Source organism: Micromonospora sp. URMC 107, assembly GCF_051386315.1.
Taxonomy (GTDB): Bacteria; Actinomycetota; Actinomycetes; order Mycobacteriales; family Micromonosporaceae; genus Micromonospora.
In genome coordinates, this window is sequence record NZ_JBPQTK010000017.1 from 24,696 (window position 1) to 50,830 (window position 26,135).

Genomic DNA, 26,135 nt, shown 5'->3' on the forward strand with positions numbered 1-26,135 from the left:
CGCTCGCGTGGGTGCCGGGCGGCGACCCGGCGTCCGCGTCAGTCGGCGTTGGCGAGGCCGATCGCGAACGCCTCCTCCAGATCGTGCTGGGAGTACGCCCGGAAGGCGATGTGCGACTCGGTGTTGAGCACCCCGGGCACCTTGGAGATGCTGCCGGCGATCACCTGGGCGATCTGCTCGAACTCCCGGACCCGGACCATCGCGATCAGGTCGACGTGGCCGGCCACCGAGTAGACCTCGCTGACGCCGGGCAGGTTGGCCAGGTTCTCGGCCACCTCGGGGATCGAGTCGGTGGCACAGTCGATCAGCACGATCGCGGTGATCACGGGACATTTCTCCGTTCGTCGGCGTCGTCGCCCATGCTAGAGGTTTCCCCGGCCCGGGGCCGGTGGTGTGCCGGGGACGGTGAGGGCGGTGCCGGCGCGCACCGCGTCGCGCAGGCGCTCGCCGGGGCCGACGGTGGCGCCGGGCCAGACGACCGCCCGCTCCACGTCGCCCTGGACGACCGCGCCCGCGCCGATCACCGCCGCCCGGCAGCGGCCGGTCACCGTGGCCGTCGGGTCCACCAGGTTGCCGCCGCCGGCGGCGTGCAGGTTGGCCGCCAGGTAGTCGGCCGGGGTGCCGGTGTCGAAGAACGTGCCGGCGTACGGCACGACGGTCAGCGCGCCGGCCGCCTCCGCCGGGCGCCAGAGCGCCCGGACGAGGTCGCCGAACCCGACCGGCAGCTCCCGCACCAGCCGCCACGGCAGCAGCGAGAAGCCGGTGAACACGTGGCCGTCGAAGGTGCCCGGCGCCGCCGGGTCGGCGGCGGGCTGGCCGAGCAGGCGTACGGAGTCGCCGTCCCAGTCGCGCAGCAGCGCGGCGATGTCGGGGCCCGGGGGCCGCGCCGGGTCGGCGAGGTAGGCGTCGGCGTTGCCGACCAGGACCCCGCGCCCGGCGATCCACTCCCGCAGGTTCGCCACCCCGCCGGCGGTGCCGAGCGGGTCGCCCGGCTCCACCGAGAGGTGGGCGCGGTCCGCGACGTGCGCGACGACCTGATCGCCGAGGTAGCAGGCGTTGACGGCGACCCGGCCGGGCCCGGCCAGGCCGAGCCCGGCCAGCCGGTGCAGCGCCCGGTCGAGCAGCGGCACGTTGCCCACCGGGCAGAGCGCCTTGGGCAGCCGCTCGGTCAACGGCCGCAGCCGGGTGCCCTCGCCGGCGGCGAGCACCACCGCGCAGACCCCGGCCCCGCCGGCGTCCCCGGTCGCGCCGCGGCCGGTACGGGCGGCGTCGTCGTCGGCGCGACCGGCGCTCACGGCGTCGTGTCGGGCACCGGTGGCGGGAACTGCCCGGCCAGCGGCCCGATGTCGTAGTACGCGAGCAGCCGGGCCGTCGGCCAGGTCAGCTTGGGCAGGTCGTCCAGCGGGTGCCAGGCGGCCTCGAAGACCTCGGCCCCGTCGACCTTCAGCTCGGTGGTCGACGCCGGCACCTCGGCGGTGAACACGACGTCCACCCAGCCCTTGGCGTGCACCACCGCGTTCGGGACCGCGGGGCTCAGCTGCCGGGGCGAGAGCCGGATGCCGGACTCCTCGTGCAGCTCCCGGGCGGCGCCCACCACCGGTGCCTCGCCCTTCTGCAACAGGCCGGCGGGCAGCCCCCAGCCCCTGCCGGGCGGCTGGCGCAGCAGCAGCAGACGGCCCGCCCCCTCGGCCTCGCTGTCCCGGACCAGGGTGACCGCGCCGACGATGTACTTGGGCACGGCCAGCCGGACCAGGCGACGGCGTACCGGCAACGGCAGCCGGTAGAAGACCTGGTAGGCGACGGCCCGGCCGGTGGCGCGCGAGCGGGGGATCATGCGTCCAGGCTAGTGGCCGCGAGGAACCCTCGGACCACCCGGGCCGGAGCCGTCACTGCCGATGGTCCACCAGGTCGATGAGCTGGCGTACGACCGTGTCCGGTTGGATCACCCGGTCGAACACCGCGACCAGCAGGGTCTCCAGGTCGGGGTAGCCGAGTTCCTCCGACAGCCGCAGCAGCGGCAGGTCGCTGGCGAGGCCCCGGTCGTGCTTGCGCAGGGCCAGCCCGATGGTGGCCCGGCCGAGGCGGACCTTGTCGGTGATGGAGATGCCCGGCTCGGTGTGCTCGGCGAACCACCGGCTGATCTGCATCTGCGCCTGCGGCGACTTGACGAAGCCGAGCCACTCCCGGCGGGGGCCGCGTGGGGCGACGTCGGCGTCGAAGCCGTTCGCCGCGTCGGTCTCGGTGAAGATCTCCACCACGTCGCCCTCGTCCAGTTCGGAGGAGAGCGGGGCCAGCCGGCCGTTGATCCGCGCCGCGAGACAGTGGTCGCCCCGCTCGGTGCCCAGCTCGTATGCGAGGTCGACCGGGGTCGCCCCGGCGGGCAGCACGATCTGTCGTCCGTCGGCGAAGACCTGGACCTGCGCCTCGGCGAGGTCGCAGCGCAGCGATTCGAGGAACTGGGCCGGATCGGCCGTGTCCTGCTCCCAGTCGAGCACCCGGCGCAGCCAGTCGAGCTGCTCCGCGCGGGCCGCGGCCGTGCCGGCGCCGGAGCGCGGGAAGCGGAAGTCGGCGGCGACCCCGTACTCCGCCGACCGGTGCATCTCCTCGGTGCGGATCAGCACCTCGACGGTGCGGTCCTTCGGCCCGCAGACGGTGGTGTGCAGGGAGCGGTAGAGGTTGTTCTTGGGCGAGGCGATGAAGTCCTTGAACCGGCCGGGGACCGGCCGCCACGTGCCGTGGATCGCGCCGAGGGCCGCGTAACAGTCGGTTGCCGGGCCGTCCACCACGATCGCGATGCGGGGCAGGTCGAAGGGGGCGCTGTGGCCACCGGCCACGGTGTCCTTCCAGATCGAGTAGAGGTGCCGGGGGCGGGGGGTCACCGCCGCGTCCACCCGGCTGCGGCGCAGGGCCGACCTCGCCCGGGTGACCACCTCGTCGAGGTACGCGTCCCAGCCCGGCCGGTCGTGCACGTGCCGGGCGATCCGGGCGTGCTCCTCCGGCTCCAGGTGCAGCAGCACCACGTCGTCGAGCTCGCGCTTGAGCGTCTGGATGCCCAGCCGGTCGCAGAGCGGGACCAGGACCTCCTGCGTCTTGCGGGCGATCCGCTCGCGCGACGCGGCGGACCGGACGCCCAGGGTGCGCATGTTGTGCAGCCGGTCGGCCAGCTTGATGATCAGGACCCGGACGTCCTTGCCGGCCGCGATGATCATCTTGCGGATCGTCTCGGCCTCGGCGGCCTTGCCGTAGAACGCCTTGTCGAACTTGGTGACCCCGTCGACCAGGTGCGCCACCTCCGGCCCGAAGTCCTCCGCGAGGGCCTGGAGGGTGTAGCGGGTGTCCTCCACGGTGTCGTGCAGCAGCGCGGCGACCAGGGTGATGGCGTCCATGCCGATCTCGGCGCAGATCTGGGCCACCGCCAGCGGGTGGGTGATGTAGGGCTCGCCGCTCTTGCGGAACTGCCCGCGGTGCATGTTCTCCGCGATGGTGTAGGCCCGGCGCAGCACGGAGGGCTCGGTGCCGGGGTGGATCGTCCGGTGGGTCCGGACGAGCTGGCTGACCGGGTCGGTGTCGGCGGTGGGCCAGCTCAGCAGCGAGCGCAGCCGGCGGGCGAGCGGCAGCTCGCCCGGTTGGGTCGGCAGGGCGCCCCCCAGGGCGGCGCCGCGTCCGGCGTCGACGTCCACGTGGGACACCTCCTCACCCCGGCTCCACGGCCGCCGACACCCGGCAACCGGGAGCAGGCCCACGAAACGGGCAGGACTGCACTTCTCTAACAGCCTAAGGGAGGCGAGGTAGTCCGATCGGTCACTTGGTCATGGGCGTTCGGTCGAGCTTTGGTGGGATGCGGCGTTCTCGGCCTTGCTCAGCAGGTCGCGGAAGCGGGCCGCGCCGGCCACCGGGGACGCCCAACCGGACGTCATCTCCACCAGCCGGGTCTCCGGTCGTTCCAACCAGGACAGGATGCGTTCGGTCTCCTCGGCCGAGGCGCTCGGGACCGGGCCGTGGCCGGGCAGGACGGTCTCGGCGGTCGCCCGGATCGCGGCGATCGTCGGTCGGGGGTGGACACCGGGGGGTGAGACGCCCGCCCCGGCCAGCCGGCCGTGGCGCACCAGCGCCAGCTCCCAGCCGCCGCGGGCCGCCGGCCGCGCGGCGGCCAGCTCGGCGATCCCGGTCAGCGCCGTCAGCCGCTGCATCCGTACGGTCGCCCGCAGCACCGCCGCCAGGCGGGACCGGGCCACCGCCGCCTCCTCGTAGCGTTGGGCGCCCGAGAGCGCGTCGATGCGGGCGAGCAGGGCGTCGACCACCGGTTGGGGATCGCTGGCGGTGGCGGTGCGGAACGGCGCGACCGCGCGGGCGTCGTACTCCTCGGGGGAGATCCGGTGCTCGCAGGGCGCCGGGCAGCGACCCAGTTCGGCCAGCGCGCAGGCCGGCGTGACCGTGCGCAGCGAGAGCCGGTGGGTGCACTGGCGCAGCGGCACGGCGTCGTGGAAGCCGGCGGCGGCCAGCTCCGCCGCCCGACGCGAGCTGAACGGCCCGAGGTAGGCGGCGTCGCCGGGGGAGATGGCCCGGACCACCGACAGCCGGGGGTACGGCCCGTCGGTCAGCTTCAGCCAGAGCACCCGCTCCGGGAACTTCGACCGCCGGTTGTACGGCGGGGCGTGCGCCCCGATCAGCCGCAGCTCGCGGACCTCCGCCTCCAGCGAGTGGGCGCACTCCAGCGCCTCCACCCGCTCCGCCGCGGCGAGCATCTCGGAGATCCGGGCCCGCTTCTCCGCCGCCGTGAAGTAGCTGCGCACCCGGGTGGCGATGTCGCCGGAGGTGCCGACGTAGAGCGGCCGGTCGTCGGCGGCCCGGAAGATGTAGACCCCCGGCGCCTTCGGCAGCCCCTCGGCCAGGTGCCGCTTGCGCCGCTGGGTGGGAGTGACCGCCCGGGCGAACTCGATGGCGTCGCCGACGGTGTCGACCCGGTGCCCGGCCAGGCGGGCGATCAGCCCGTGCAGCACGTCGACGGTGGCCTTGGCGTCGTCGAGCGCCCGGTGGGTCGGCTGGGTGGCGGTGCGGAAGTAGGCCGCGAGGGTGCCGAGCTTGCGGTTGGGCACCTCGTCGCGGGTCAGCACCCGGCGGGCCAGCGCGGCGGTGTCGAGCACCCGCGGGTTGGGCCAGCGGTAGCCGTGCTTCGCGCACGCGGCCTTGAGGAAGCCCACGTCGTAGGGGGCGTTGTGGGCGACCAGCACGGCGTCGGTGATGAATTCCAGGAAGCTCGGCAGCACCTGCTCGATCGGCGGGGCCGGCACCAGCATGGCCTGGGTGATGCCGGTCAGCACGGTGATGAACGGCGGGATGGGCACGCCGGGGTTCACCAGGGTGGCCAGCACGCCCAGCTCCTCGCCGCCGCGCACCTTCACCGCGCCGATCTCGGTGATCCCGCCGCCGTCCGGCGCGCCGCCGGTGGTCTCCAGGTCGACCACCACGAACGTCGTCGCGTACAGCGGCAGCGCCGGGTCGATCCCGCCCGCGCCCGGGTCGAAACCGGCCAGCGGCTCCTGGACGTACTCGGTCTCTGCCATCGGCGGCACGCTAGCGGTCAGGTCCGACACTCCCGTCCCATCGGCACCAGACGTCACCACCGGTCTAGGATGAGAGATCGGCTCACTCACCGGGCGGTGGGCCCGGTCGCGGTGGGAGACTTGCCACATGCCCCTCACCGAGCCGCACGACGACCGCCTCCGGCAGGAGGATCCGGTCGACGCTGCGCGCGACGCCGGTGAGGGCACCCACGACGAGGCCGGCCAGCCCGCGGCTGCGGCCGCCGAGGCGGCGGTGTCCGAGCCTGCGGCGGCGGTGTCCGAGCCCGAGGCGGCGGTGTCCGAGCCGGAGCCCGTGCTGCCCGAGCCGGTCCGGCAGCGCATCGTGGCGCTCACCGCGACGGTGCTGCCCGGGCTGCCCGCCGACGAGGTGCCGGTGCCGCTGCGCCGGGTCGCCAAGTTCGCCCCCAACCGCCGGGCGCGCCTCGGCGCCCCCGCGATCGCCGCCCAGCTCACCGCGGACCCGCTGTTCCGCCAGCGGATCACCGCCCGGGTCCTCGCCGACAGCGGCGACCTGGGCGCCGCGGTGCTGGAGGGCACCGCGCCGGCGGCCGCCGACCCGGTCGAGGTGGCCGCTCTGGCCTACCTGGCCCGGCCCCGGGGCTGGCGGGAGCTGATCGAGGCCAGCGGCGCGGCGGTCCGCGCCGAGGCCGACAGCGCGGTGGTGGCCGAGCTGGTCCGCGAGGCCGAGCAACGGGCCACCCGCGCCGAGCACGACCGGGCGGTGGCCCGGGTGGAGGCTGAGAAGCTCCGCGACGAGCTGGCCCGGGTCCGTGAGGAGCTCGGCCAGCTGCGCGAGGAGGGCCGGCAGCTGACCCGGTCGCTGCGCGAGACGCAGGCCCGCGAGCGCAAGGCCACCGAGCTGCTCGCCACCGAGCGGGGCCGGGCCGCCCGGGCGGCGGCGGACGCCGACGCCGAGCTGCGCCGGGTCCGGGCCCGGCTGGCCGAGGCCGAGGCGGCGGCGGGGGTCGCCCGGGCCAGCGCCAAGGAGGCCCGCTCGGTCGACGACGCCCGGCTCTGGCTGCTGCTGGAGACCATCGGGCAGGCCGCCGTCGGGCTGCGCCGTGAGCTGGCGCTCGATCCGGTCGACAAGCTGCCCGCGGACTTCGTGGCCGACGCCTTCGCCGACCAGTCCGGCACCACGGCGGCCGGCACCGCCGCCCGGGCCCGGGACACCGACGACCCGGCCCGCCTCGACCAGCTGCTCGCCCTGCCCCGGGCGCACCTCGTGGTCGACGGCTACAACGTGACCAAGCGTGGCTTCGGCGAGATGTCCCTGGAGCAGCAGCGCAAGCGGCTGATCACCGGCCTGGGCGGGATCGCCGCGCAGACCGGCGACGAGGTGACGGTGGTCTTCGACGGCGCCGAGCGGATGCACGGGCTGCCGCCCTCGCCGCGCGGCGTACGGGTGCTCTTCTCCCGCAAGGGGGAGACCGCCGACGAGCTGATCCGGCGCCTGGTGCGCGCCGAGCCGTCGGGCCGCCCGGTGGTGGTGGTCTCCTCGGACCGCGAGGTCGCCGACGGCGTACGCCGGCACGGCGCGTACCCGCTCGGCGCCGACTCGCTGCTGCGCCGGCTCTCCCGGTCCTGATCGGGGCGCTTGATCGCTTTCGGGCCGGACGCGACCCGGTTGTCCCTTTCTGTCGTACCCCGCGCATAACGTCGTGGTGACCGATGGTGGTCGGGCGGCGACGGTGGTTCGCCGTCCGCCGCCGCAGCGCATCAGGAGGCGAGATGCTCATCGACTGCGACGGGTGCGGTGCCCGGGGCGACGGCTGCGCCGACTGCCTGGTGACCGCGCTGTTCGACGACTCCTCCCCGGCCGCCGGGCTGGGCGGTCCCGAGGCCCGGGCGATCGAGGTGTTCGCCCGGGCCGGGTTCGAGGTGGAGGTGCTGCCCGCGCCCCGGCCGGCCGGGCGGCTCACCCAACGCCGCCGCGTCGCGTGACGGGCCGTGGCCGCCGCCCGATGGCAGGCCCGCCGAGGATGAGGAGAGCCGCCCCCGACGGCGCCCGTCCCCCGGGCCGATGGCTCGGGGAACGGGCGCTGGGGGGCGACGGTCAGCGGGACGGGTCCCGGTTGAACAGCTTCTTCGCCCAGAGATAGCCGACCAGCGCGATGGCGGCGCACCAGGCCACCGCGAGAGCGGCGTTCGTCCCCACCGGCCCGCCGGTCAACAGGCCGCGCAGGGTCTCGATGATGGGGGTGAAGGGCTGGTGTTCGGCGAACTGCCGCAGCCCGTCCGGCATCGAGTCGGTGGGCACGAACCCGCTGCCGATGAAGGGCAGGTAGGTCAGCGGCATGGGGAGGTTGCTCGCCGTCTCGACGCTCTTGGAGACCAGCCCCAGCGCGACCGAGAGCCAGGTGAACGCGAAGGCGGTCATGACCAGCACGCCGACGGCCGCCAGCCAGGCCGGCGCTTCCGTGGTGGGCCGGAACCCGATCGACAGGGCGACCCCGGTGACCACCGCCAGGCTGAGCACGGTCTGCACCATGCTGCCCAGCACGTGGCCGGTCAGCACCGACGCCCGGGCGATCGCCATGGTCCGGAACCGGGCGATGATGCCCTCGGTCATGTCCATCGCGACCGACACCGCCGTCCCGGTGGCGGCCAATCCGGCGGTGATCAGCAGGATCCCCGGGGTGACGTAGTTGACGTAGTCGCCCCGGTCGCCAGCCCCGCCGCCCAGCCCGGCGCCGAGGGTCGCGCCGAAGACGTAGACGAACAACAGCAGCAGCATGACGGGCATGCCGACGAGCAGCACCGTCATCGACGGGTAGCGGACCCAGCGGCGCAGGCTGCGGCGCAGCATCGTGCCGGAGTCGCGTACGGCGTACGTCAGGGTGCTCATCGGGGGGTTCCCTCCTTCTCGGGCCGGCCGGTGAGGGCCAGGAAGACGTCGTCGAGGTCGGGCGTGTGCACCGACAGCGACTCCACGGCGATCGACTGGCTGTCCAGCAGGTCGAGCAGGTCCCGCAGCGACCGGACCCCGCCGTCGCCGGGCACGTGCAGGGTGAGTTCGGCGGCGTCGCGGGACTGCTCGGGCAGCACCCGCACGGCCGTGTCGAACGCGGCCCGGTCGGCGAAACGCAGGCTGACGTGCCCGCCGGGCACGAGCCGCTTGAGTTCCGCCGCGCTGCCCTCCGCCACCAGGCGACCGTGGTCGAGCACGGCGATGCGGTCGGCGAGCTGGTCCGCCTCCTCCAGGTACTGGGTGGTGAGGAAGATGGTGACGCCGTCCGCCACCAGGTCCCGGACGATCTGCCACATGGCCTGCCGGCTGCGCGGGTCGAGCCCGGTGGTGGGCTCGTCGAGGAAGACGACGCGGGGGCGGCCGACCAGACCCATCGCCAGGTCGAGTCGCCGGCGCATCCCGCCGGAGTAGCTGGCGGCGGGCTTGCCGGCCGCCTCGGTCAGGTCGAACATCCTGAGCAGGCCCCGCGCGCGCTGCCGCCCCTCGGCCCGGGGCAGGTGGTGCAGGTCGGCCATGAGCCGCAGGTTCTCCTCGCCGGTGAGCAGTCCGTCGACGGCGGAGAACTGGCCGGTCACGCCGATCGCGGCGCGTACCGCGTCGGGCTCCCGGGCGACGTCGTGACCGGCGACCCGCGCCTCGCCGGAGTCGGCGCCGATCAGGGTGGACAGGATCTGCACGGTGGTGGTCTTGCCGGCGCCGTTGGGACCGAGCAGGGCGAAGATGGTCCCCGCGGCGACGGTGAGGTCGATCCCGTCGAGCACCACGTGCTCGCCGTAGGACTTCCGGAGGGCGGCGACCGAGATGGCCGCCGGGGCCGAGCTGGGTGGCATGTCTTCTCCTTCACGCCGGCCGTCGGGCCGGTCGAGGGGCCCGACCGGCGGTCGGGCCGGTCGGGCGAACGGGGTCAGCAGCGGCGGATCACGATGTCGCCGAAGGAGGTCCGGGCGGTCACCCGCACGGCACCCTCGGGCTCCCCGGCCGGTTCGTACGCCTCGAGGTGGTTGTCCACGCGGCCGAACTGGGTGTGCAGGTCGAGCAGGGCGGCGGTGCCGGAGCGGACGCCGATGTCGAGTCCGCCGGTCGCGGTGCGGACCGACACCGCGCCCGCCGAGACCTCGCCGATCCGGATGTCGCCGTTGGCGGTGGTGGCGGTGACCGGGCCCTGCGCGCGCTCGACGGTGGTCTCGCCGTTGGCCGTCTTCACCCGCACCTCGCCGGTGACCGTGCCGAGCCAGCTGTCGCCGTTGGAGTTCTTGACCACCGCGTCGCCGTCGACCTGCTGCACCCGGATCCGGCCCGTTCCGGTGCTGATCCGGGCCGGGCCGGCCACGTGCTCGACGCGGACGCCGCCGGCGGAGGTGTCGAGGTCCACGTCGGCGGTGCGGTCCAGGTCGATGTCGCCGGTCGCGGTCCGGATCCGGCAGCTGCCGAGCCGGCCGCTGCCGTGGAACGCCGCCACGGAGGCGTCGCCGTGCAGGTGCGAGCCGGTGGGCAGCCCGATCGTCACGTCGACCGAGCCGGGCTTGCCGAACAGCCCGAACCCGCGCTGCCGGGGCGACTTGACCAGGAGCCGGCCGTCGGCGTACTCCACCCGGGTCTGTTCGGCGGCGCGGACGTCGGCTTCGGCGGCGGCGTCGCTCGGGCGGACCTCGACGGTCGTGTCGGTGCGGTCGGTGGCCGTGACGTGGACGTCACCGACGACCAGGTCGACGGTCGCCGAGATCGGGGTTGGGGTGTCGAATGTGGGCACGACGCGGTCCCTTCTGACGTGCGGATGTCCCGAGTCGGGACGGAGGCGGTGGAGGCGGTGGCGCGGATCGGTGGCGGGCCGCTCAGCGGGCCCAGCCGGTGAAGCGCTCGCCGCTGCGGGGGGCGCGGCGCTGCGGTTGCCGGGCCGTCGGGGTGCCCGCCACGGCGGCGGTGGCCGCCCGGACGAGCCAGGCGTTGACCGAGAGGCCCTCGCGGGCGGCGGCCTCCTCGATGCGGCCCTTCAGGTGCTCGGAGAGGCGGAAGCTGATCCGCGAGGTGGCGCCCTCCTCGCCGTCCGTCGCCGGCGACACGGCCGGCTCGGCGGCCTCCGGCTCGCCCGCGGGCTCCGGGCCGGTCGGCGGTGGCGTCACGACGAAGCTCGGCTGGCGCCCGCGCAGGCGCAGCTCGACCGACCCGGGTGCCAGGTCGCGGGTGATCTCGGCCGCCGCCGCGGTCAGCGCGTCCAGTAGTGCCAGCCGGAGCGCCGACTCGAGCGGCCCCGCCAGTCGTTCGGCGAGGGCGCGGGCCTCGTCGCCGCCGAGTTCGGCGACGCCGGCCAGTTCCTGCCGGAGGTTGTCGACATACGACGTCAGGTCCATGACGCCACTATGGCATCAAAGTGACGTCATGGCAAGCCACCATGGCTCCGATTGGCGTCATGATGGCGACAGGTGATGTCAGGAGGGGCGGAGCGGTCACCGGGACGGCGGCGGCCGGCACCGCGCGGGCGGCGGCGCGGCGGGCAATAGGATGGGCGGTCACGGCGGAGGGAGCGGCGGCATGACGCGGGTACGGCGTGGTGGCGACAGCCCGGCCATGGTCGGCGGCGACGCGGGCCACCGGCGGTTGGCCGTGGCACGCCCCGCGCACGTCGATCCGGCACCGGGCGGGCCGCGGTGAGCCCGCGCGGCTGGGCGCTGCTGACCCTCGCCGGGCTGACCCTCGCCCTCCTCGTCGCGGCGGCGCTGCTGATCCCGTGGCACCGGCCGCCCGCCCCCCGGGCGGACCAGCTCGCCGCGCTGGGCGACCTCCCCGCCGACCAGGTGGCCCGCAGCCGGGAGTTCCGTTCCGCGCTGCGCCCCGCCGGCTGGGCCGCGATCGCGATCGGCCTGCTGGTGGCCCTGCTGCTCGGCCTGACCCCGCTGGGCAGCCGGCTCGTCGAGCTGGCCGGCCGCCCGTTCGGCGGCCACTGGGCCGCCCAGGCCGTCCTCGGCGGGCTCGCCGTGGTGCTCGTCGCCGACCTGGTGACCCTCCCGTTCGCCGCCTGGCGGCAGGCCGTGCTCACCCGCTACGGGCTGAGCACCAACGGCTGGAGCGGCTGGGCGGCCGACCTGCTCAAGTCGTACGCGGTCAGCGCGGTGATCGGCGCGGTGGCGCTGCTCGGCTTCTACACCGTCATCCGGCTGTCGCCGCGCTGGTGGTGGGCGTTCGGCGCGGCCGGTGCGGCGACCCTGGTGGTGCTGCTCTCCTTCGTGCTGCCGGTGCTCGTGGAGCCGGTCTTCAACCGGTTCACCCCGCTGGAGCAGGGACCGCTGCGCACCCAGCTGATGCAGATGGCGGCCCGCGACGGCGTCCCGGTGCGCGACGTGCTGGTCGCCGACGCGTCGCGACGCACCCGGGCGGTCAACGCGTACGTCTCGGGGCTCGGGCCGACCCGCCGGGTCGTGGTCTACGACACGCTGCTGCGCGAGGCGACGCCGGCCGAGGTGACCGCCGTGGTGGCGCACGAGCTGGGGCACGCCAAGGACCGGGACGTCGCGGTCGGCACGCTGACCGGGGCGCTGGGCGCCGCCGCCGCGGTGGTCGCGCTCTACCTGCTCGGCTCGTCCGGCCCGCTGCTGCGGCTGGCCGGCGTCGACTCCGTCGCCCAGCCGCGCGCGTTCCCCCTGCTGGTCGCCCTGGTGACGGTGGCCGGGCTGGTCTCGGCGCCGGCGCAGGCGCTGATGTCGCGGCGGGTGGAGGCGCGCGCCGACGCGCACGCGCTCGCGTTGACCGGCGACCCGGCCGCCTTCGAGGCGATGCAGCGGCGGCTCGCCGGCATCAACCTCGCCGACCCGGATCCACCACGCTGGGAGTACCTCTACTCCGCCACGCACCCGTCCACGGTCGAGCGGATGGCCGCCGCCCGCGCCCACGCCAGGGAGGCCGGCCGATGAGCCGCACGCTGCTGATCACCAACGACTTCCCGCCCCGCCCCGGCGGGATCCAGTCCTTCGTGCACAACCTCGCGGTGCGCCAGCCCGCCGGGTCCGTGGTCGTCTACGCCTCGACGTGGCGGGGCGCGGAGAAGTTCGACGCCGACCAGCCGTTCGAGGTGGTCCGGGACCGCACCCGGGTGCTGCTGCCCACCCCGCGCGTGGCCCGCCGGGCCGCCCGCCTGGCGCGCGCGTACGACTGCGACACGGTGTGGTTCGGCGCGGCGGCGCCCCTCGGCCTGCTCGCCGCGGGCCTGCGCCGCCGGACGGGCATCCGTCGGGCGGTGGCGCAGACCCACGGGCACGAGGTCGGCTGGGCCGCGCTGCCGGCGGCCCGGGCAGCACTGCGGCGCATCGGGCGCGGCGTCGACGTCACGACCTACCTGGGCGAGTACACCCGGGTGCGGCTGGAGCGGGCGCTGCACGGGGTGACCGAGCTGCACCGGCTCGCCCCCGGCGTGGACGTGGACGCCTACCACCCGTCGGTCGACGGCGAACCGGTCCGGCTCCGGCTCGGGCTGGCCGACCGCCCGGTGGTGGTCTGCGTGTCCCGGCTGGTGCCGCGCAAGGGGCAGGACATGCTGATCCGGGCGCTGCCCGAGATCCGGCGCCGGGTCCCCGACGCCGCGCTCCTGGTGGTCGGGGGCGGGCCCTACCGGGCCACGCTGGAGAAGCTGGCCCGGCAGGCGGGCGTCGAGCGGGACGTGGTCTTCACCGGCTCGGTGCCGTCGGCCGAGCTGCCGGCCCACTACGCCGCCGGCGACGTCTACGCCATGCCCTGCCGCACCCGCAACCGGGGCCTGGACGTCGAGGGGCTCGGGATCGTCTACCTGGAGGCCTCCGCGACCGGCCTGCCGGTGGTCGCCGGCGACTCCGGCGGGGCGCCGGACGCGGTGCGCGAGGGTGAGACGGGGTTCGTGGTCCGGGGCCGGGACGTCGCCCAGCTCGCCGACCGGGTGGCCACGCTGCTCGCCGACCGGGACCTGGCCCGCCAGTTCGGCGCGGCCGGTCGCGCGTGGGTGGAGCGGGAGTGGCGCTGGGAGGCACAGGCGCAGCGGATGGCGGCCCTGCTCGCCGGCTGACATCGTCCTGCGTGGCCGGGTGGAAGTAGCCCGGGCCGGCGGCGGGCGAGGGGTCAGCGCAGGCGGGCCAGGACGCGCTCGGCCGAGTCCGGGCGGCCGAAGTGCCAGCCCTGGCCGGCGTCGCAGCCGATCGCCCGCAGCCGCTCCGCCTGCCCGGCCGTCTCCACGCCCTCGGCGGTGACGGTCAGGTCCAGCGCGTGCGCCAGCGAGACGAGCGAGGCCAGGATCCGCTCGTCGGCCCGGGCCTCCGGTGCCCGCAGCCCGGCCACGAACTGCCCGGCCACCTTCAGCTCGGTCACCGGCAGGTCCCGCAGGTACGCCAGGTTGCAGTAGCCGGTGCCGAAGTCGTCGATGGCGATCCGGACGCCGAGGTCGGCGAGCGCCCGCAGCGCCCGGACCGGCTCCTCGGCGGTGCTCATCATGGTGCTCTCGGTGATCTCCAGTTGGAGCCGCTCCGGCGACAGCCCGGTGTGCCGCAGCAGCGCGCGTACCTCCTGGACGAGGCCCGCGCGACGCACCTGCCGCACGGCCAGGTTGACGCTGACGAACGGGGCCGGCCCGGCGTCGACGGACCAGCTCTCGGCCTGCCGGCACGCCTCGGCCAGCACCCACCCGCCCAGCGGGACGATCAACCCGGTCTCCTCGGCCAGCCCGATGAAGCTGTCGGGCCGCAGGACACCCAGCTGCGGGTGGCGCCAGCGCACCAGGGCCTCCATGCCCAGCACCCGGCCGTCGCGCAGCGACGTCAGCGGCTGGAAGTCGAGATAGAACTCGCCCCGCTCCAGCGCCGCGGGGATGGCCGCGGAGAGCGCGTACCGGGCCAGGTCCTGGCGGTCCCGGTCGGCGTCGTAGAGCGCCCAGCGGTCGCCACCGGCGGCCTTCGCCCAGTGCAGCGTGCTGTCGGCCGCCCGCATCAGGTCACCGGGGGAGGTGTCGGCCACCTCCCGCTCGACAATGCCGATGCTCGCCGAGACGCTCAGCTCGTGCCCGTCCACCAGCACGGGCTCGCGTACCGCCGCCAGTGCGGCCTCGGCCACGGCGACGGCGGCGTCGGTGCCGGTGGTGCCCTCGACCAAAACGACGAACTCGTCCCCGCCGAGCCGGGCGACCAGGTGCCCGTCGAGGGCCCGGCGGAGCCGGTCCGCCACGGCCACCAGCAGTCCGTCGCCGACCTGGTGCCCGTGCGAGTCGTTGACCACCTTGAACCGGTCGAGGTCGAGGAAGCAGACGCCGAGGCGCGCCGGGCCCCCGGTGGGGGAGTCGATGGCCGCGCGGAGGCGCTCCGTCAACAGCGTCCGGTTGGGCAGGTCGGTCAGCGGGTCGTGGGTGGCCTGGTGGCGGAAGCGCGCCTCGCTGCTGCGCAGCGCCCGCTCCGCCTCCGCCCGGGCGGTCATCGCGGCCCGGCGGATCGTCTCCTGCTCGTCCAGCGTCCGGTCCCGCAGCGCGCGGGCGTATCCGGTGGTCACGGCGGCCAGCAGCCGGGCGAGCCGGTCCTCGACCTCCTCCCCGACCAGCCCGAGGTCGCGGGCCAGCCGGAGCTGGACGACCTCGACCGTACGGCCCAGCGCCTCGGCGGAGGCGATGTGGGCGGCCACCAGTTCGGTGCCGACCCGGTGCCCCACCCGCAGGTCGATGGGCTCGGCCAGCAGCGCCGCCGCGAGCTCCTCGGTGAGGCGTTGCAGGAGGGCCTCGAGCTGGGCCTGGGTCATCGGCAGGTAACTGGTGCCGGAGACGGCCTTGGCCCACGCCCGGGCGAACGTCCCCGGCCGGGACGGATGCCCCACGGTGGTGCCGGTCGGGGCGACCGTGGTCCCCCCGGGTGGCTCACCCACCGAGTCGCCCGACGCCGCCGATGAAGGCCGCCCGCTCGGCGTCCTCGGCGCTGTCGGGGGACTCCGGGCGCCACTGCGGCACCCAGACCACGCCGGGGTCGACCAGTTCGAAACCGTCGAAGAGGGCGGTCAGCTCGTCGCGGCTGCGGATCCACAGCGGGTTGTCGGTCCGCCGGTAGACCCGTTCGGCGTCGGCGCGCTCGTCGTCGCCACGGCCGTCGCCGCTGGCCTGCGAGAGCACCAGGTAGCTGCCCGGCGCGAGCGCCTCGCGCAGCGTCCGCAGCAGTTCGGCCGGCCGGTCGTCGTCCGGCACGAAGTGCAGCACCGCCACGATCATCACGGCGATCGGCTGGTCGAAGTCGAGCAGCCGGCGGACGTCGGGGTGGGCGATGATGCGCTCGGGGTGGCGCAGGTCCTCCTGCACCACCACGGCGCTGTCGTTGCCCTCCAGGATCTCCCGGCTGTGGGCCACCGCCACCGGATCCACGTCGACGTAGACCACCCGGGCGTCGGGAGCGTCGCGCTGGGCGATCTCGTGCACGTTGCCGACCGTCGGGATGCCCGAGCCGACGTCCAGGAACTGCCGGACGCCGGCGTCGAGGAGGAACTGCACCGCGCGGCGCAGGAACGCCCGGTTCGCCTGCGCCATCAGCGGGGCCTCCGGCACCGCCGCCACCATCGCCTGGGCCGCCGCCCGGTCGACCGCGAAGTTGTGCGAGCCGCCGAGGTAGTAGTCGTACATGCGGGCCACGCTGGGGCGCTCGATGTCGATCTCGTCGGGTGCCCAGTCCGGCCGCTGCATGCGTTCACCCCTCCTGTCGGCGCGCGGGACACCGTTGCCCGCGCCGGTATTCTGCCGGCTTGTCGCCCGCGAGACCATAGCGCGCCGCGAACCCTCCGCCGCCGCTCGACGCGACGACGACGGGCCCGCGCCGCCCGTCGGCGGTCGCGGACCCGTCGGTGGTACGTCGTCGGGCTCCCGGCGGGAGCCGGTCAGAACTTCGGGGCGTCGGGAGCCTCGAGCAGACCGAGCCGCAGCGCGGTCATCAGCGCCTGGGCCCGGTTGGCCGCGCCCAGCTTCTCGTAGAGCTTCGAGATGTGCGTCTTGGCGGTGGACTCGCTGACGAAGAGCTGCTTGGCGATGCCCGCCACGCTCATCCCGTCGGCGAGCAGCCGCAGCACCTGGCCCTCGCGGGGCGAGAGCTGCGGCCCGGACGGGGCCAGCCGGCGCTTCATCGCCTCGGCCAGGTCGGCGGCCGTGAAGGCGCTGGGGGAGGAGGCGGCGTGCCGCGCGGCGGCGACCACCTCGTCGGCCGGGGCGGTCTTCGGCACGAAGGCGCTGGCCCCGGCCTCCAGGGCGCCGAAGAGCTGGTCGTCGCCGGCGTACATGGTGAGCACGACGATGCCCATCGAGGCGCTCGACTTGCGCAGCGCCCGGGTGGCCTCCAGGCCGCTGCCGTCGGGCAGCCGCAGGTCCATGATCACCACGTCCGGCTGCAGCGCACCGGCCTGGCGTACGCCCTCCGCCGCCGTGGCGGCCTCCCCGACGACCTCGAACTGCCGGTCGCGCTCGAACGCGTGCCGCAGGCCCTTGCGGATCAGGTCGTGATCGTCGACAAGGAGGACCTTGGTACGGGTGGCCGGTGTCGGACTTGTGGTCATCCTCGGGTTACTCCCCTTCTGCTGCCGCTGCGCTACCGCGCACGTTATCGCGCCGGGGCGACGAGCCGAGCACCACCGCCACGGTCGTGCCGCTCGGTTGCCGCGGCCTGATCTCCAACCGGCCTCGGATACGTTCCGCCCTCTCGGCCATGATCGCAAGACCGTAGTGCCCGTCGGAACGCTGGTCAGCGATCCCCTGACCGTCATCCGACACTTCGATCTGCGCGTACGGCGGATCGACCTCACAGGTGACCCAGAGATTAGACGCGCCCGCGTGCTTGCGCGCGTTGGTGACCGCCTCCTGGGCGATGCGCAGCAACTCGGCCTCGGTGGCGGCGGGCAGCCGGGCGGTGGACTCGTCCAGGGACAGGTGCACCCGCAGCCCGCCGGAGGAGCCGACCGTGCGGGCGTACTCCGCGATCGCGGCGGCCAGGCCACCGTGCCGGTCCACCTCGCTGCGCAGCTCGAAGAGGCTCAGCCGCAGCTCGGTGATCACCCGGGTCACCTCGCCGCGCAGCGTGCGCAGCGCCTCGGCGGTCTCCTGGGGGTCCTCGTCGACGTACGCCAGGGCGTTGTCGATGCCGTAGCCGACCATCACCAACTCCTGCGCCACCCCGTCGTGGATCTCCCGGGCCAGCCGCTGGCGTTCCTCGTTGGTGGCCAGCGAGCGGACCTCGTCGAAGAGCAGCGCCGCCTCCAGCCGCAGCGCGGCCGGCCGGGTCAGCCCGGTCACCCGGGACACCACCGGCGGCGGGTACGCCTGCGCCGCGTCCGCCTCCAGCACCACCAGCCCGACGGTGCGCACCCCGGCCACCAGCGGCACGATCAGGGCGGACACGTCCCCGCCACGGTGCGACCGGGCCTGCGACCGGGCGGCGGTGTGCGGCTGCTGGCTGGCCCACGCGTCGGCGATGGCCGAGTCCGCGTCCAGCGTCGTCTCCCAGTCGACCCGTTCCACGCCCACCTGGGCGAGCACCACCAGCCGGCCGCCGCCGCTGGCCGACAGCACGGCCGCCCGGTCCGCCCGGGCCACCGTGCGCAGCTCCTCCAGCAGGTGCTCGGAGATGCCGCCCGGGTCCAGGGTGGCCCCGGGCAGCTGCCGGGCCACCGTGCGCAGCTGGGTGAGCAGCCGGGTCGCCTCGGCGTACGGCTGGGGCTTGCCCTCGTTGCGGACCTGCATGACGCGGTGCAGGGTGCTGGCGGCGGTGAGGCCGAGCCCGGCCAGGATCAGCCACTGGGCGCAGACGGCGAGGTAGCCGAGTTCGGCGATCTGCCGGTCGCCGTCGACCCCGGTGAGCGCGCCGGACACCAGCAGGGTGGCCGCGGCGACCGCGAGCAGGGCGACGCCCTCGCGGAACCGGCGGCGCAGCGCCGTGACGGTCACCGGGACGGCCAGGTAGGGCAGCACCGCCGAGGCACCCAGCCCGCCGACGTCCCCGCCGACGGTGGACACGGCGGCGACCTGGCTCGCGGCCAGCCCCAGCACCAGCACCTCGGCCACCCGGCTGAGCGGGCCGATCGGCCGGTGCTCGGGCGCCAGCAGGGCGGGCAGCCCGGCGACCGCCAGCAGCGCGATCCACCAGAGCTGGCCGGGGTCGTGCGTGGCGAACAGGGTCAGGACGGCGACGAGCGCCAGCATGACCACGCGCGCGGCGGCGGCGAGGGGATGCGGCTGGGGCCGGGGGAGCGTCGAGGCGGGCACGTGACGGATGGTAGTCAGCCTCGGTAGATGTCGGCGATCTCGGCCGCGTACGACGTGTGCACCACCTGCCGCTTGACCTTCAGCGACGGGGTCAGCTCGCCGGTCGCCTCCGTGAAGTCGTGGGGCAGGATCCGGAACACCTTGATCGCCTCGGCCTTGGAGACCGCCTGGTTGGCGGCGTCGACGGCGCCCTGGATCTCGGCGCGCAGCCCTTCGTGCTCGCGCAGCTTCTCGACGGGGGTGTCCTCCGGCAGGCCGGCCGAGGCGAGCCAGCGCGGCAGCGCCTCCTCGTCGATGGTGACCAGCGCGGCGATGAACGGCGCCCGGTCGCCGACCACCACGCACTGGCTCACCAGCGGGTGGGCCCGGACCTGGTCCTCCAGCACGGCGGGGGCGACGTTCTTGCCGCCGGCCGTCACGATGATCTCCTTCTTCCGGCCGGTGATGCTGAGGAAGCCGTCGTCGTCGAGCTGCCCCAGGTCGCCGGTGCGGAACCAGCCGTCCGCGCTGAGCGCCTCGGCGGTCGCCGCCTCGTTGCGCCAGTAGCCCTGGAAGATCAGGTCGCCGGCGATCAGGATCTCGCCGTCGTCGTCGATCCGGATGGTGACCCCCGGCAGCGGCCGGCCGACCGAGCCGATCCGGGTGGCGTCGGGCAGGTTCGCGGCGGCGGCGGGGGAGGTCTCGGTCAGGCCGTAGCCCTCGCACACGTTCACGCCGATGCCGCGGAAGAAGTGGCCCAGCCGGGCGCCGAGCGGGGCGCCGCCGGAGATGGCGTCCCGGCACCGGCCGCCGAGCGCCGCCCGCAGCTTGCGGTAGACCAGCTTGTCGAAGAGCGCGTGCTGGGCGCGCAGCGCCAGGCCGGGACCGCCGCGGGTCTCCAACGCCTCGCTGTACGCGATGGCGACCTGCTCCGCACGGGCGAAGATCCGGCCCTTGCCGTCGGCCTCGGCCTTCTGCTTGGCGCCGTTGTAGACCTTCTCGAACACCCGGGGGACCGAGAGCACGAAGGTCGGGCGGAACTCCTGCAGCTCGGCGACCAGGTTCTTGGGGTCCGCGCAGTGCCGCATGGTGGCCCGCGCCTGCACCACGCCGATCTGGATGAGCCGGGCGAAGGCGTGCGCCAGCGGGAGGAAGAGCAGGGTCGAGGCGCCCCGCCCGAAGAGGTTCGGCAGCACCGGCACCGCGTTGGCGATGTCGGCGTACATGTTGCGGTGGGTCAGCACGCAGCCCTTGGGGCGGCCGGTGGTGCCGCTGGTGTAGATGATGGTGGCGAGGTCGTCGGCGCGGACGGCGGCCCGCCGCCGGTCGATCTCCGCCGGCTCGACCGACGCGCCGGAGCGGACCAGCTCGGCCACGGCGTCCAGCTCGATCTGCCAGACCTCGCGCAGGTCGGGCAGGCGGTCCCGGACGCCAGCGATGAGGGTGGCGTGCGCGTTGCTCTCCACCACGCAGGCCACCGCGCCGGAGTCGGACAGGATCCAGGCGGCCTGGTCGGCGCTGGAGGTCTCGTAGACCGGCACGGTGACCGCGCCGGCGGCCCAGATCGCGTAGTCCAGCAGGGTCCACTCGTAGCGGGTGCGGCTCATCAGGCCGACCCGGTCGCCGGGCTGGACGCCGGCGGCGACCAGGCCCCTGGCCGCCGCGACGACCTCGTCGCGGAACTGCCGGCACGTGACGTCGGCCCAGGCGCCGCCGACGGGGCGGACGAACTGGACCTCGTCCGGGGCGACCTCGGCGTTGTCCCAGACCGGGTCGGTGAGGTTGGCCGCGTCGCCGACGGTGACGATCGGCGGGACGGAGAACTCGCGCACCTGCACTCCCTCGTGCTCACTGGCCGGGCGGCCGCCACCACTGGTCGGCTCCGTCGAACCTACCCGCCCCGGTGCCGGGGGTGAAAAGGCAGGTCGCCCAGGCTGCCGGCGGCCCGGCGCCGGACTTGCGACCCGGCGTGCCGGGGGCGGCGCGGCGTGCGCGCCGCCGGTGCCGGGTAGCCTCCCCCCATGGCGGACACCTCCACCCAGTCGATCGTCATCGGCGCGTCACCGGAGCAGGTGGCGGCGGTCATCTGCGACTTCCCGAGCTACCCCGAGTGGACCGAGGCGGTGCGGCGGGTGGAGGTGATCGAGGAGTACGAGGACGGCTACGCCAGCCAGGTCCGGTTCACCATCGACGCCGGCGTGATGGCCGACGAGTACGTGCTGGCCTACGAGTACGCCGAGGACCTCTCCCGCATCGAGTGGCACCTGGTGGCGCCCTCGAAGATGCAGAAGTTCCAGCGCGGCTCGTACGACCTGGACGGCAACCCGGACGGCGGCACGACGGTGACCTACACCCTGGCGGTCGAGCTCTCCGTGGGGATGCTCGGCATGTTCCGCCGCAAGGCCGAAAAAATGATCATGGATACGGCGTTGAAGCAGCTCAAGCGCCGGGTAGAAGCACCCGGTGCGGCGCAGTGACGCCTCCGGCGGCAGGGTAGGGGAGCCGAACGTGGGTGCAACGGATCCGGGTTCGGCCCGGGAAGAGGCCGAACGTCTGGTCGCCACGGCGCTGGCCGCCGCCCGGCTGGCCGCGGCCGGCTCGAAGGGCGGCCAGTGGGGTCCGTTCGGTGGGATCGTGTCGAGTGTCCTCGGTCACAGCGGCAGCCCGGGCGGGTCGGCCGGGCCGACCGTGGGCGGTTTCGCCACCGGGGCGGCCGAGTGCTGCGTCTGTCCGGTCTGCCGGGGCATCGCGGCCCTGCGCGATCCGAGTCCCGAGTTCGCCGAGCGCCTCGCCACCGGCGCGGGGGACCTGGCCGCCGGGGTGGCCAGCCTGCTGCGCGCCTTCGCCCCGGCCGAAGCCCCCACCGACGCCTCCGCCGGGCCGGCGCCGACCCCCGGCCCGGATGGCGGGGACGACCACGTGTGGCGCGAGGCCACCCGTAGCGGGCATGATTCTCAGCCGGCACCGGAGCGGGACGTCTGGTCCGCCGCCACGCGGGCGGAGGACGAGGCCGCCCCGGTCGCCGTGCCGCCCGTCGACGTCGCCGGGCCGGCGGCTGCGGTGACCGTCCGGACGTCCACAGACGGGCCCGTGGTCCCCGCGTCCCGGGCTCCCGGCGACGAGGGCGAGCAACCCCCGGGCGACGGGGCCTGACCAACGCACATCCCGACCACGCGCCGGTCGTCCGCCGGCGCCGGTGCGGGCAGCACAGCAGAGGGGAGTGGCAGCGGTGACGCTGACCATCGGAGTCGACGTCGGTGGCACGAAGGTGGCCGGTGGTGTCGTGGACGCCGCCGGCACGGTCCTCGTGCAGGCCCGACGGGACACCCCCGCCGACGACGTCGCCAAGACCCGGGACGTCATCACCGAACTGGTCCGCGACCTGGCGTCGGGGCACGCGGTCGCGGCGGTCGGCATCGGCGCGGCCGGCTGGATCGACGCCAGCCGCTCGACCGTGCTGTTCGCACCGAACCTGGCGTGGCGGGACGAGCCGCTGCGCGACTACGTGAGCGCCGCGACCGGCCTGCCGGTGATCGTGGAGAACGACGGCAACGTGGCGGCCTGGGCGGAGTTCCGCCACGGCGCGGCCCGCGACGCCGACGACTCGATGGTCATGTTCACCATCGGCACCGGTGTCGGCGGCGGCATCGTGCTCGGCGGGGAGCTGCTTCGCGGCGCCAACGGCATCGCCGCCGAACTGGGCCACATGCTGACGGTGCCGGACGGCCACCAGTGCGGCTGCGGCCGGCTCGGCTGCATCGAGCAGTACGCCAGCGGCAGCGCCCTGGTGCGGTTCGCCCGCGCCGCCGCCCGGCAGGAGCCGCACCGCGCCGCCGCCCTGCTGGAACTGGCGGGCGGCGAGGCCGAGGCCGTCACCGGGCCCATGGTCACCGCTGCCGCGCAGGCCGGCGACCCGGTCTCCACCGAGGCGTTCGCGCAGGTGGGGCGCTGGCTCGGCACCAGCCTGGCCGACATGGCGCAGATCCTCGACCCGCAGGTGCTCGTCGTCGGCGGCGGGGTGATCGACGCCGGCGACCTGCTGCTCGGCCCGACGCGCCGGTCGTTCGCCGACGCCCTCGCCCAGCGCAGCCGCCTCCCGGTCGCCGAGATCCGCCCGGCCGAGCTGGGCAACACCGCCGGCGTCATCGGCGCTGCCGACCTGGCCCGCCGGGTCTGAGGCGGCGACCGTGACGCAGAACCCGGGCGTGCCGCTGCGCGTCGTGTCGTACAACATCCACAGCCAGCGGGACGACACGGCCGCGCTGGCGGCGGTGGTCCGCGACGTCCGGCCGGACGTGGTGATCGTGCAGGAGGGTCCGCGCCGGTTCCGGTGGCGGCAGAAGTCCGCGGCCCTGGCGGAGTCGTTCGGCCTGGTGGTGGCGGCCGGCGGGCTGCCCGCGCTGGGCAACCTGCTGCTGACCAGCCTGCGGGTGCGGGTGGTGGCCGACAGGTGCCAGCGTTTCCCGCTGACCCCCGGCCGGCACCTGCGCGGCGCCGCGTACGCCGAGTGCGTGGTGGCCGGCGCGGCCCGGTTCACCCTGGCCGGGTCGCACCTGTCCACCGACCCGGCCGAGCGGCCCGCGCAGGCCGCGCTCTTCAAGCGCGAGCTGGACGCCGCCGGCACGCCGGTGATCGCGGCGGCCGACCTGAACGAGGGGCCGGACGGGCCGGCGTGGGCCACCGTCGCGCGCGGCCTGACCGACGCCGCCGTGGCGATGGACCGGGCCGACCGGCTCACCTACTCGTGCGCGAACCCCCGGCGGCGCATCGACGCCCTCTTCGTCGACCCGCGGATCACGGTGGCCGACTACGACGTGGTGGACACCCCGCAGACCCGCCGCGCCAGCGACCACTTCCCGATCCTGGTCGACCTGCTGCTGCCCGCCGCCGACTGACCGTCCGCCGCGTTCGGGGCTGGACAACCCGCTCCGTTGTGGAGAGGATGCTGCGCGACCCGGCACTCGTGCCGCACAAAAGGAGATCCCGGTGTCCACCTCCACCGACCACGGCCGGCCCGACCCGGAGGCGAGCACCCTCGCCCTGACCCGCGACGGCCGGCCGGTCTCCGACCGGGGCGACACCGTCTGCGTCGTCGGCGCCGGGGCCAGCGGTCTCACGGCCATCAAGAACCTCAGGGAGCACGGCTTCGGCGTCGACTGCTACGAGCGGGAGACCGGCGTCGGCGGCGCCTGGAACTGGCGGCACGACCGCAGCCCGGTGTACGCGAGCACGCACCTGATCTCGTCGCGGCCGTTCACCCAGTTCCCCGACTTCCCGATGCCGGACGACTGGCCGGACTACCCGCACCACAGCCAGCTGCTGTCGTACTTCGAGCGGTACGCCGACCACTTCGACCTGCGCGGGCACATCTGGTTCGGCACCGAGGTCGTCCGGGTGGAGCCCGTGGCGGGCGACCGCTGGGACGTGACCACCCGCAGCACCGGTGGCTACGGCCCGGAACGCACCTCCCGCTACGCGGCCGTGGTGGTCGCCAACGGCCACAACTGGTCGCCGAAGCTGCCCCGCTACGAGGGGCTGGAGGAGTTCCGGGGCGAGGTCATGCACGCCTCGTCCTACAAGGACCCGGCACAGCTGCGCGGCAAGCGGGTGCTGGTGGTCGGCGCCGGCAACACCGGCTGCGACATCGCCGTCGAGGCCGCCCAGCAGGCGTCGCGCTGCTGGCACTCCACCCGCCGGGGCTACTGGTACGCCCCGAAGTACGTCCTCGGCCGCCCCGCCGACCAGGTCAACGACGCGCTGCTGGCGTTGCGCGTGCCGCTGCGGGTGCGGCAGTGGCTCTACCACTGGACGTTGCGGCTGACCGTCGGCGATCTGACGCGATTCGGCCTGCCGAAGCCGGACCACCGGGTCTACGAGACGCACCCGATCGCCAACAGCCAGCTCGTCTACTACGTGGGCCACGGCGAGATCGCGCCGGTGCCGGACGTCGTCCGCTTCCACCCGTACGCCGTCGAGCTCTCCGACGGCCGGGAGATCGACCCCGATCTGGTCGTCTTCGCCACCGGCTACCTGCCGCGCTTCGAGTTCCTCGACCCGAAGGTGCTCGGCGACGACGCGGGCGAGGGCCGCCCGAGGCTCTGGCTGAACGCCTTCGTCCCCGGCCGGCCGACGCTGGCCGTGGCCGGGCTGGTGCAGCCGGACTCGGGCATCTTCCCCCTGTCGCACTGGCAGGCGGTGCTCTTCGCCCGGCTGCTGCGGCTGCGCGTGACCCGTCCCGACCGGGCGGCCGCCTTCGCGGACCGGGTGTCGGCGAAGGCGGGGGAGCGGTACGCCGGGCCCGTCAAGGACAGCAGCCGGCACTGGTTCGAGGTGGGCCACGCCGACTACCTGCGCGCCGTGCAGCGCGCGCTGCACGACCTGGAGGGCTCCCGGTGAGCGCGAGGAGTGCAGCGCGGCGGAGCCCCGCAGTCGCGAACGAAAGGCCGGATCCGGTGAGCGCGAGGAGTGCAGCGCAGCGGAGCCCCGCAGTCGCGAACGAAAGGCCGGAACAGTGAGTCAGGTGCGAATCATGCGGGGGCGGGAGTGGGCCCGCCCGGTCCGCCCGGTCCGGCGTGAGGTGCTCAGCGCGGCCCCCGAGGTGGAGCAGGGGCGTCCGCCGCTGCTCTTCGTACCGGGCTTCGGGCACGGCGCCTGGGCGTTCGCCGAGCACTGGCTCGGCCACGCCGCGTCCCGCGGCTTCCCGGCGTACGCGCTCAGCCTGCGCGGGCACGGCGCCAGCGGGCCGGCGCCGGAGGCGACGCTGCGGGCGTACGCCCACGACGTGACCCAGGTGGCGGCGGGCCTGCCGCGCCAGGCGGTGCTGGTGGGGCACGGCGCCGGGGCCCTCGTGGTCGCCCACGCGCTGGCCCGCTACCCGGCCCGGGCCGCGGTGCTGGTGGCGCCGGTGCTCGGCGGCTGGGCGACGTTCGGGGCGGCGCTGCGCCGCAACCCGCTCGGCACGCTGCCGGCGGTGTTCGGCGGGCCGCTGCGGCTGCACCGCCGCCAGTTGTTCAGCCGGGAGCTGCCCGAGGCGGAGTCCCGGCGGTACGTGGCCCGGCTGGGCCGGGCCGGCCGGCGTGCCCAGTGGCAGCTGCTGACCGGGCGGGCCGTGGAGCCGGCGGTGGGCGACCCGCCGGTGCTGGTGCTGGGCAGCCCCGACGACCGGGTCGTCCCGGCGGCGGCGCTGACCCGGGCGGCCCGGCGGTACGGCTCGGCCCCGCTGCTCTTCCCCGGCATGGGGCACGACATGATGCTCGACGCCCGGTGGCGGGAGCCGGTCGACGCGATCCTGGACTGGCTGGAGAAGGACCCGGCACCGACCGGCCGGCCCTGACCGACCCGCGCCACGCCGCCGCCCGGCCCGGTCTGGCCCGCCCGG

At 75.1% G+C, this 26,135-nt stretch carries 24 protein-coding genes; 10 read left to right on the forward strand and 14 right to left on the reverse strand.

What is annotated here, in order from left to right:
- Nucleotides 1–38 precede the first annotated feature (38 nt).
- The 5 genes from ACSNN9_RS06335 to ACSNN9_RS06355 all read right to left on the reverse strand — a co-directional run bounded on the left by ACSNN9_RS06335 (nucleotide 39) and on the right by ACSNN9_RS06355 (nucleotide 5,564).
- Entirely contained in the window at nucleotides 39–326 is a 288-nt protein-coding gene (locus ACSNN9_RS06335; protein ID WP_088999172.1) for an Lrp/AsnC family transcriptional regulator, read from the reverse strand.
- Nucleotides 327–362: 36 nt separating this feature from the next.
- A complete protein-coding gene (locus tag ACSNN9_RS06340; RefSeq protein WP_436671798.1) occupies nucleotides 363–1,211 on the reverse strand; it encodes a nucleotidyltransferase family protein in 849 nt (282 codons plus the stop codon).
- Between the two features lie 80 nt (nucleotides 1,212–1,291).
- Nucleotides 1,292–1,834, reverse strand: coding sequence for an NUDIX domain-containing protein (locus ACSNN9_RS06345; RefSeq protein WP_358087427.1), 543 nt, complete (start codon nucleotides 1,832–1,834; stop codon nucleotides 1,292–1,294).
- A gap of 52 nt (nucleotides 1,835–1,886) precedes the next feature.
- Entirely contained in the window at nucleotides 1,887–3,680 is a 1,794-nt protein-coding gene (locus tag ACSNN9_RS06350) for a RelA/SpoT family protein (protein WP_436671800.1), read from the reverse strand.
- A gap of 129 nt (nucleotides 3,681–3,809) precedes the next feature.
- Nucleotides 3,810–5,564 (reverse strand): DEDD exonuclease domain-containing protein, encoded by a 1,755-nt coding sequence (locus ACSNN9_RS06355; RefSeq protein ID WP_436671744.1) that lies wholly within the window; start codon nucleotides 5,562–5,564, stop codon nucleotides 3,810–3,812.
- Between the two features lie 127 nt (nucleotides 5,565–5,691).
- On the opposite strand from ACSNN9_RS06355, the gene ACSNN9_RS06360 reads away from it, so the two are divergent.
- Both ACSNN9_RS06360 and ACSNN9_RS06365 read left to right on the forward strand, forming a co-directional pair.
- A complete protein-coding gene (locus tag ACSNN9_RS06360) occupies nucleotides 5,692–7,173 on the forward strand; it encodes an NYN domain-containing protein (protein WP_436671746.1) in 1,482 nt (493 codons plus the stop codon).
- A 143-nt stretch (nucleotides 7,174–7,316) separates the two neighbouring features.
- Entirely contained in the window at nucleotides 7,317–7,529 is a 213-nt protein-coding gene (locus tag ACSNN9_RS06365) for a hypothetical protein (RefSeq protein ID WP_436671748.1), read from the forward strand.
- A 112-nt stretch (nucleotides 7,530–7,641) separates the two neighbouring features.
- Here ACSNN9_RS06365 and ACSNN9_RS06370 read toward each other — a convergent pair whose 3' ends face one another.
- The 4 genes from ACSNN9_RS06370 to ACSNN9_RS06385 form a co-directional block, all read right to left on the reverse strand.
- Nucleotides 7,642–8,433, reverse strand: a complete 792-nt coding sequence (locus ACSNN9_RS06370) for an ABC transporter permease (RefSeq protein ID WP_436671750.1) — start codon at nucleotides 8,431–8,433, stop codon at nucleotides 7,642–7,644.
- Nucleotides 8,430–9,386, reverse strand: coding sequence for an ATP-binding cassette domain-containing protein (locus ACSNN9_RS06375; protein WP_436671751.1), 957 nt, complete (start codon nucleotides 9,384–9,386; stop codon nucleotides 8,430–8,432). Before ACSNN9_RS06375 ends, ACSNN9_RS06370 begins: the two co-directional genes overlap by 4 nt.
- 74 nt (nucleotides 9,387–9,460) lie before the next feature.
- A complete protein-coding gene (locus ACSNN9_RS06380; RefSeq protein ID WP_436671753.1) occupies nucleotides 9,461–10,306 on the reverse strand; it encodes a DUF4097 family beta strand repeat-containing protein in 846 nt (281 codons plus the stop codon).
- An 82-nt stretch (nucleotides 10,307–10,388) separates the two neighbouring features.
- Nucleotides 10,389–10,904, reverse strand: a complete 516-nt coding sequence (locus tag ACSNN9_RS06385) for a hypothetical protein (RefSeq protein WP_436671755.1) — start codon at nucleotides 10,902–10,904, stop codon at nucleotides 10,389–10,391.
- A 297-nt stretch (nucleotides 10,905–11,201) separates the two neighbouring features.
- On the opposite strand from ACSNN9_RS06385, the gene ACSNN9_RS06390 reads away from it, so the two are divergent.
- The gene (locus ACSNN9_RS06390) at nucleotides 11,202–12,461 is read left to right on the forward strand and encodes a M48 family metallopeptidase (RefSeq protein WP_436671757.1); all 1,260 of its coding nucleotides are present in this window, start codon (nucleotides 11,202–11,204) and stop codon (nucleotides 12,459–12,461) included.
- Nucleotides 12,458–13,582 carry a glycosyltransferase family 4 protein gene (locus ACSNN9_RS06395; RefSeq protein ID WP_358087440.1) on the forward strand — a complete coding sequence of 375 codons (1,125 nt, stop codon included), beginning with the start codon at nucleotides 12,458–12,460 and terminating at the stop codon, nucleotides 13,580–13,582. Before ACSNN9_RS06390 ends, ACSNN9_RS06395 begins: the two co-directional genes overlap by 4 nt.
- A gap of 53 nt (nucleotides 13,583–13,635) precedes the next feature.
- Here the strand turns inward: ACSNN9_RS06395 and ACSNN9_RS06400 are convergent, their stop codons facing one another.
- From ACSNN9_RS06400 to ACSNN9_RS06420, 5 genes are all read right to left on the reverse strand, one after another.
- Nucleotides 13,636–15,291, reverse strand: coding sequence for a putative bifunctional diguanylate cyclase/phosphodiesterase (locus tag ACSNN9_RS06400; protein WP_436671802.1), 1,656 nt, complete (start codon nucleotides 15,289–15,291; stop codon nucleotides 13,636–13,638).
- Nucleotides 15,292–15,406: 115 nt separating this feature from the next.
- Complete coding sequence (locus ACSNN9_RS06405) at nucleotides 15,407–16,216, reverse strand: SAM-dependent methyltransferase (RefSeq protein ID WP_436671759.1); 810 nt, start codon at nucleotides 16,214–16,216, stop codon at nucleotides 15,407–15,409.
- 191 nt (nucleotides 16,217–16,407) lie between these two features.
- On the reverse strand, nucleotides 16,408–17,076 hold the full coding sequence (locus ACSNN9_RS06410) for a response regulator transcription factor (RefSeq protein ID WP_007072219.1): 669 nt from the start codon (nucleotides 17,074–17,076) through the stop codon (nucleotides 16,408–16,410).
- 7 nt (nucleotides 17,077–17,083) lie between these two features.
- A complete protein-coding gene (locus ACSNN9_RS06415) occupies nucleotides 17,084–18,778 on the reverse strand; it encodes a sensor histidine kinase (RefSeq protein WP_436671760.1) in 1,695 nt (564 codons plus the stop codon).
- A gap of 14 nt (nucleotides 18,779–18,792) precedes the next feature.
- Nucleotides 18,793–20,589 (reverse strand): AMP-dependent synthetase/ligase, encoded by a 1,797-nt coding sequence (locus ACSNN9_RS06420; protein WP_436671761.1) that lies wholly within the window; start codon nucleotides 20,587–20,589, stop codon nucleotides 18,793–18,795.
- A 189-nt stretch (nucleotides 20,590–20,778) separates the two neighbouring features.
- Here ACSNN9_RS06420 and ACSNN9_RS06425 point away from each other — a divergent pair, with 189 nt between their 5' ends.
- From ACSNN9_RS06425 to ACSNN9_RS06450, 6 genes are all read left to right on the forward strand, one after another.
- Nucleotides 20,779–21,234, forward strand: a complete 456-nt coding sequence (locus tag ACSNN9_RS06425) for an SRPBCC family protein (RefSeq protein WP_436671763.1) — start codon at nucleotides 20,779–20,781, stop codon at nucleotides 21,232–21,234.
- A gap of 31 nt (nucleotides 21,235–21,265) precedes the next feature.
- Nucleotides 21,266–21,910, forward strand: a complete 645-nt coding sequence (locus tag ACSNN9_RS06430) for a hypothetical protein (protein ID WP_436671764.1) — start codon at nucleotides 21,266–21,268, stop codon at nucleotides 21,908–21,910.
- A gap of 76 nt (nucleotides 21,911–21,986) precedes the next feature.
- Entirely contained in the window at nucleotides 21,987–22,934 is a 948-nt protein-coding gene (locus ACSNN9_RS06435; protein WP_436671767.1) for an ROK family glucokinase, read from the forward strand.
- Between the two features lie 10 nt (nucleotides 22,935–22,944).
- Entirely contained in the window at nucleotides 22,945–23,652 is a 708-nt protein-coding gene (locus ACSNN9_RS06440; RefSeq protein WP_436671768.1) for an endonuclease/exonuclease/phosphatase family protein, read from the forward strand.
- A gap of 91 nt (nucleotides 23,653–23,743) precedes the next feature.
- Complete coding sequence (locus tag ACSNN9_RS06445) at nucleotides 23,744–25,153, forward strand: flavin-containing monooxygenase (protein WP_436671769.1); 1,410 nt, start codon at nucleotides 23,744–23,746, stop codon at nucleotides 25,151–25,153.
- 133 nt (nucleotides 25,154–25,286) lie between these two features.
- Nucleotides 25,287–26,090 carry an alpha/beta hydrolase gene (locus ACSNN9_RS06450; RefSeq protein WP_436671803.1) on the forward strand — a complete coding sequence of 268 codons (804 nt, stop codon included), beginning with the start codon at nucleotides 25,287–25,289 and terminating at the stop codon, nucleotides 26,088–26,090.
- Nucleotides 26,091–26,135 lie beyond the last annotated feature (45 nt).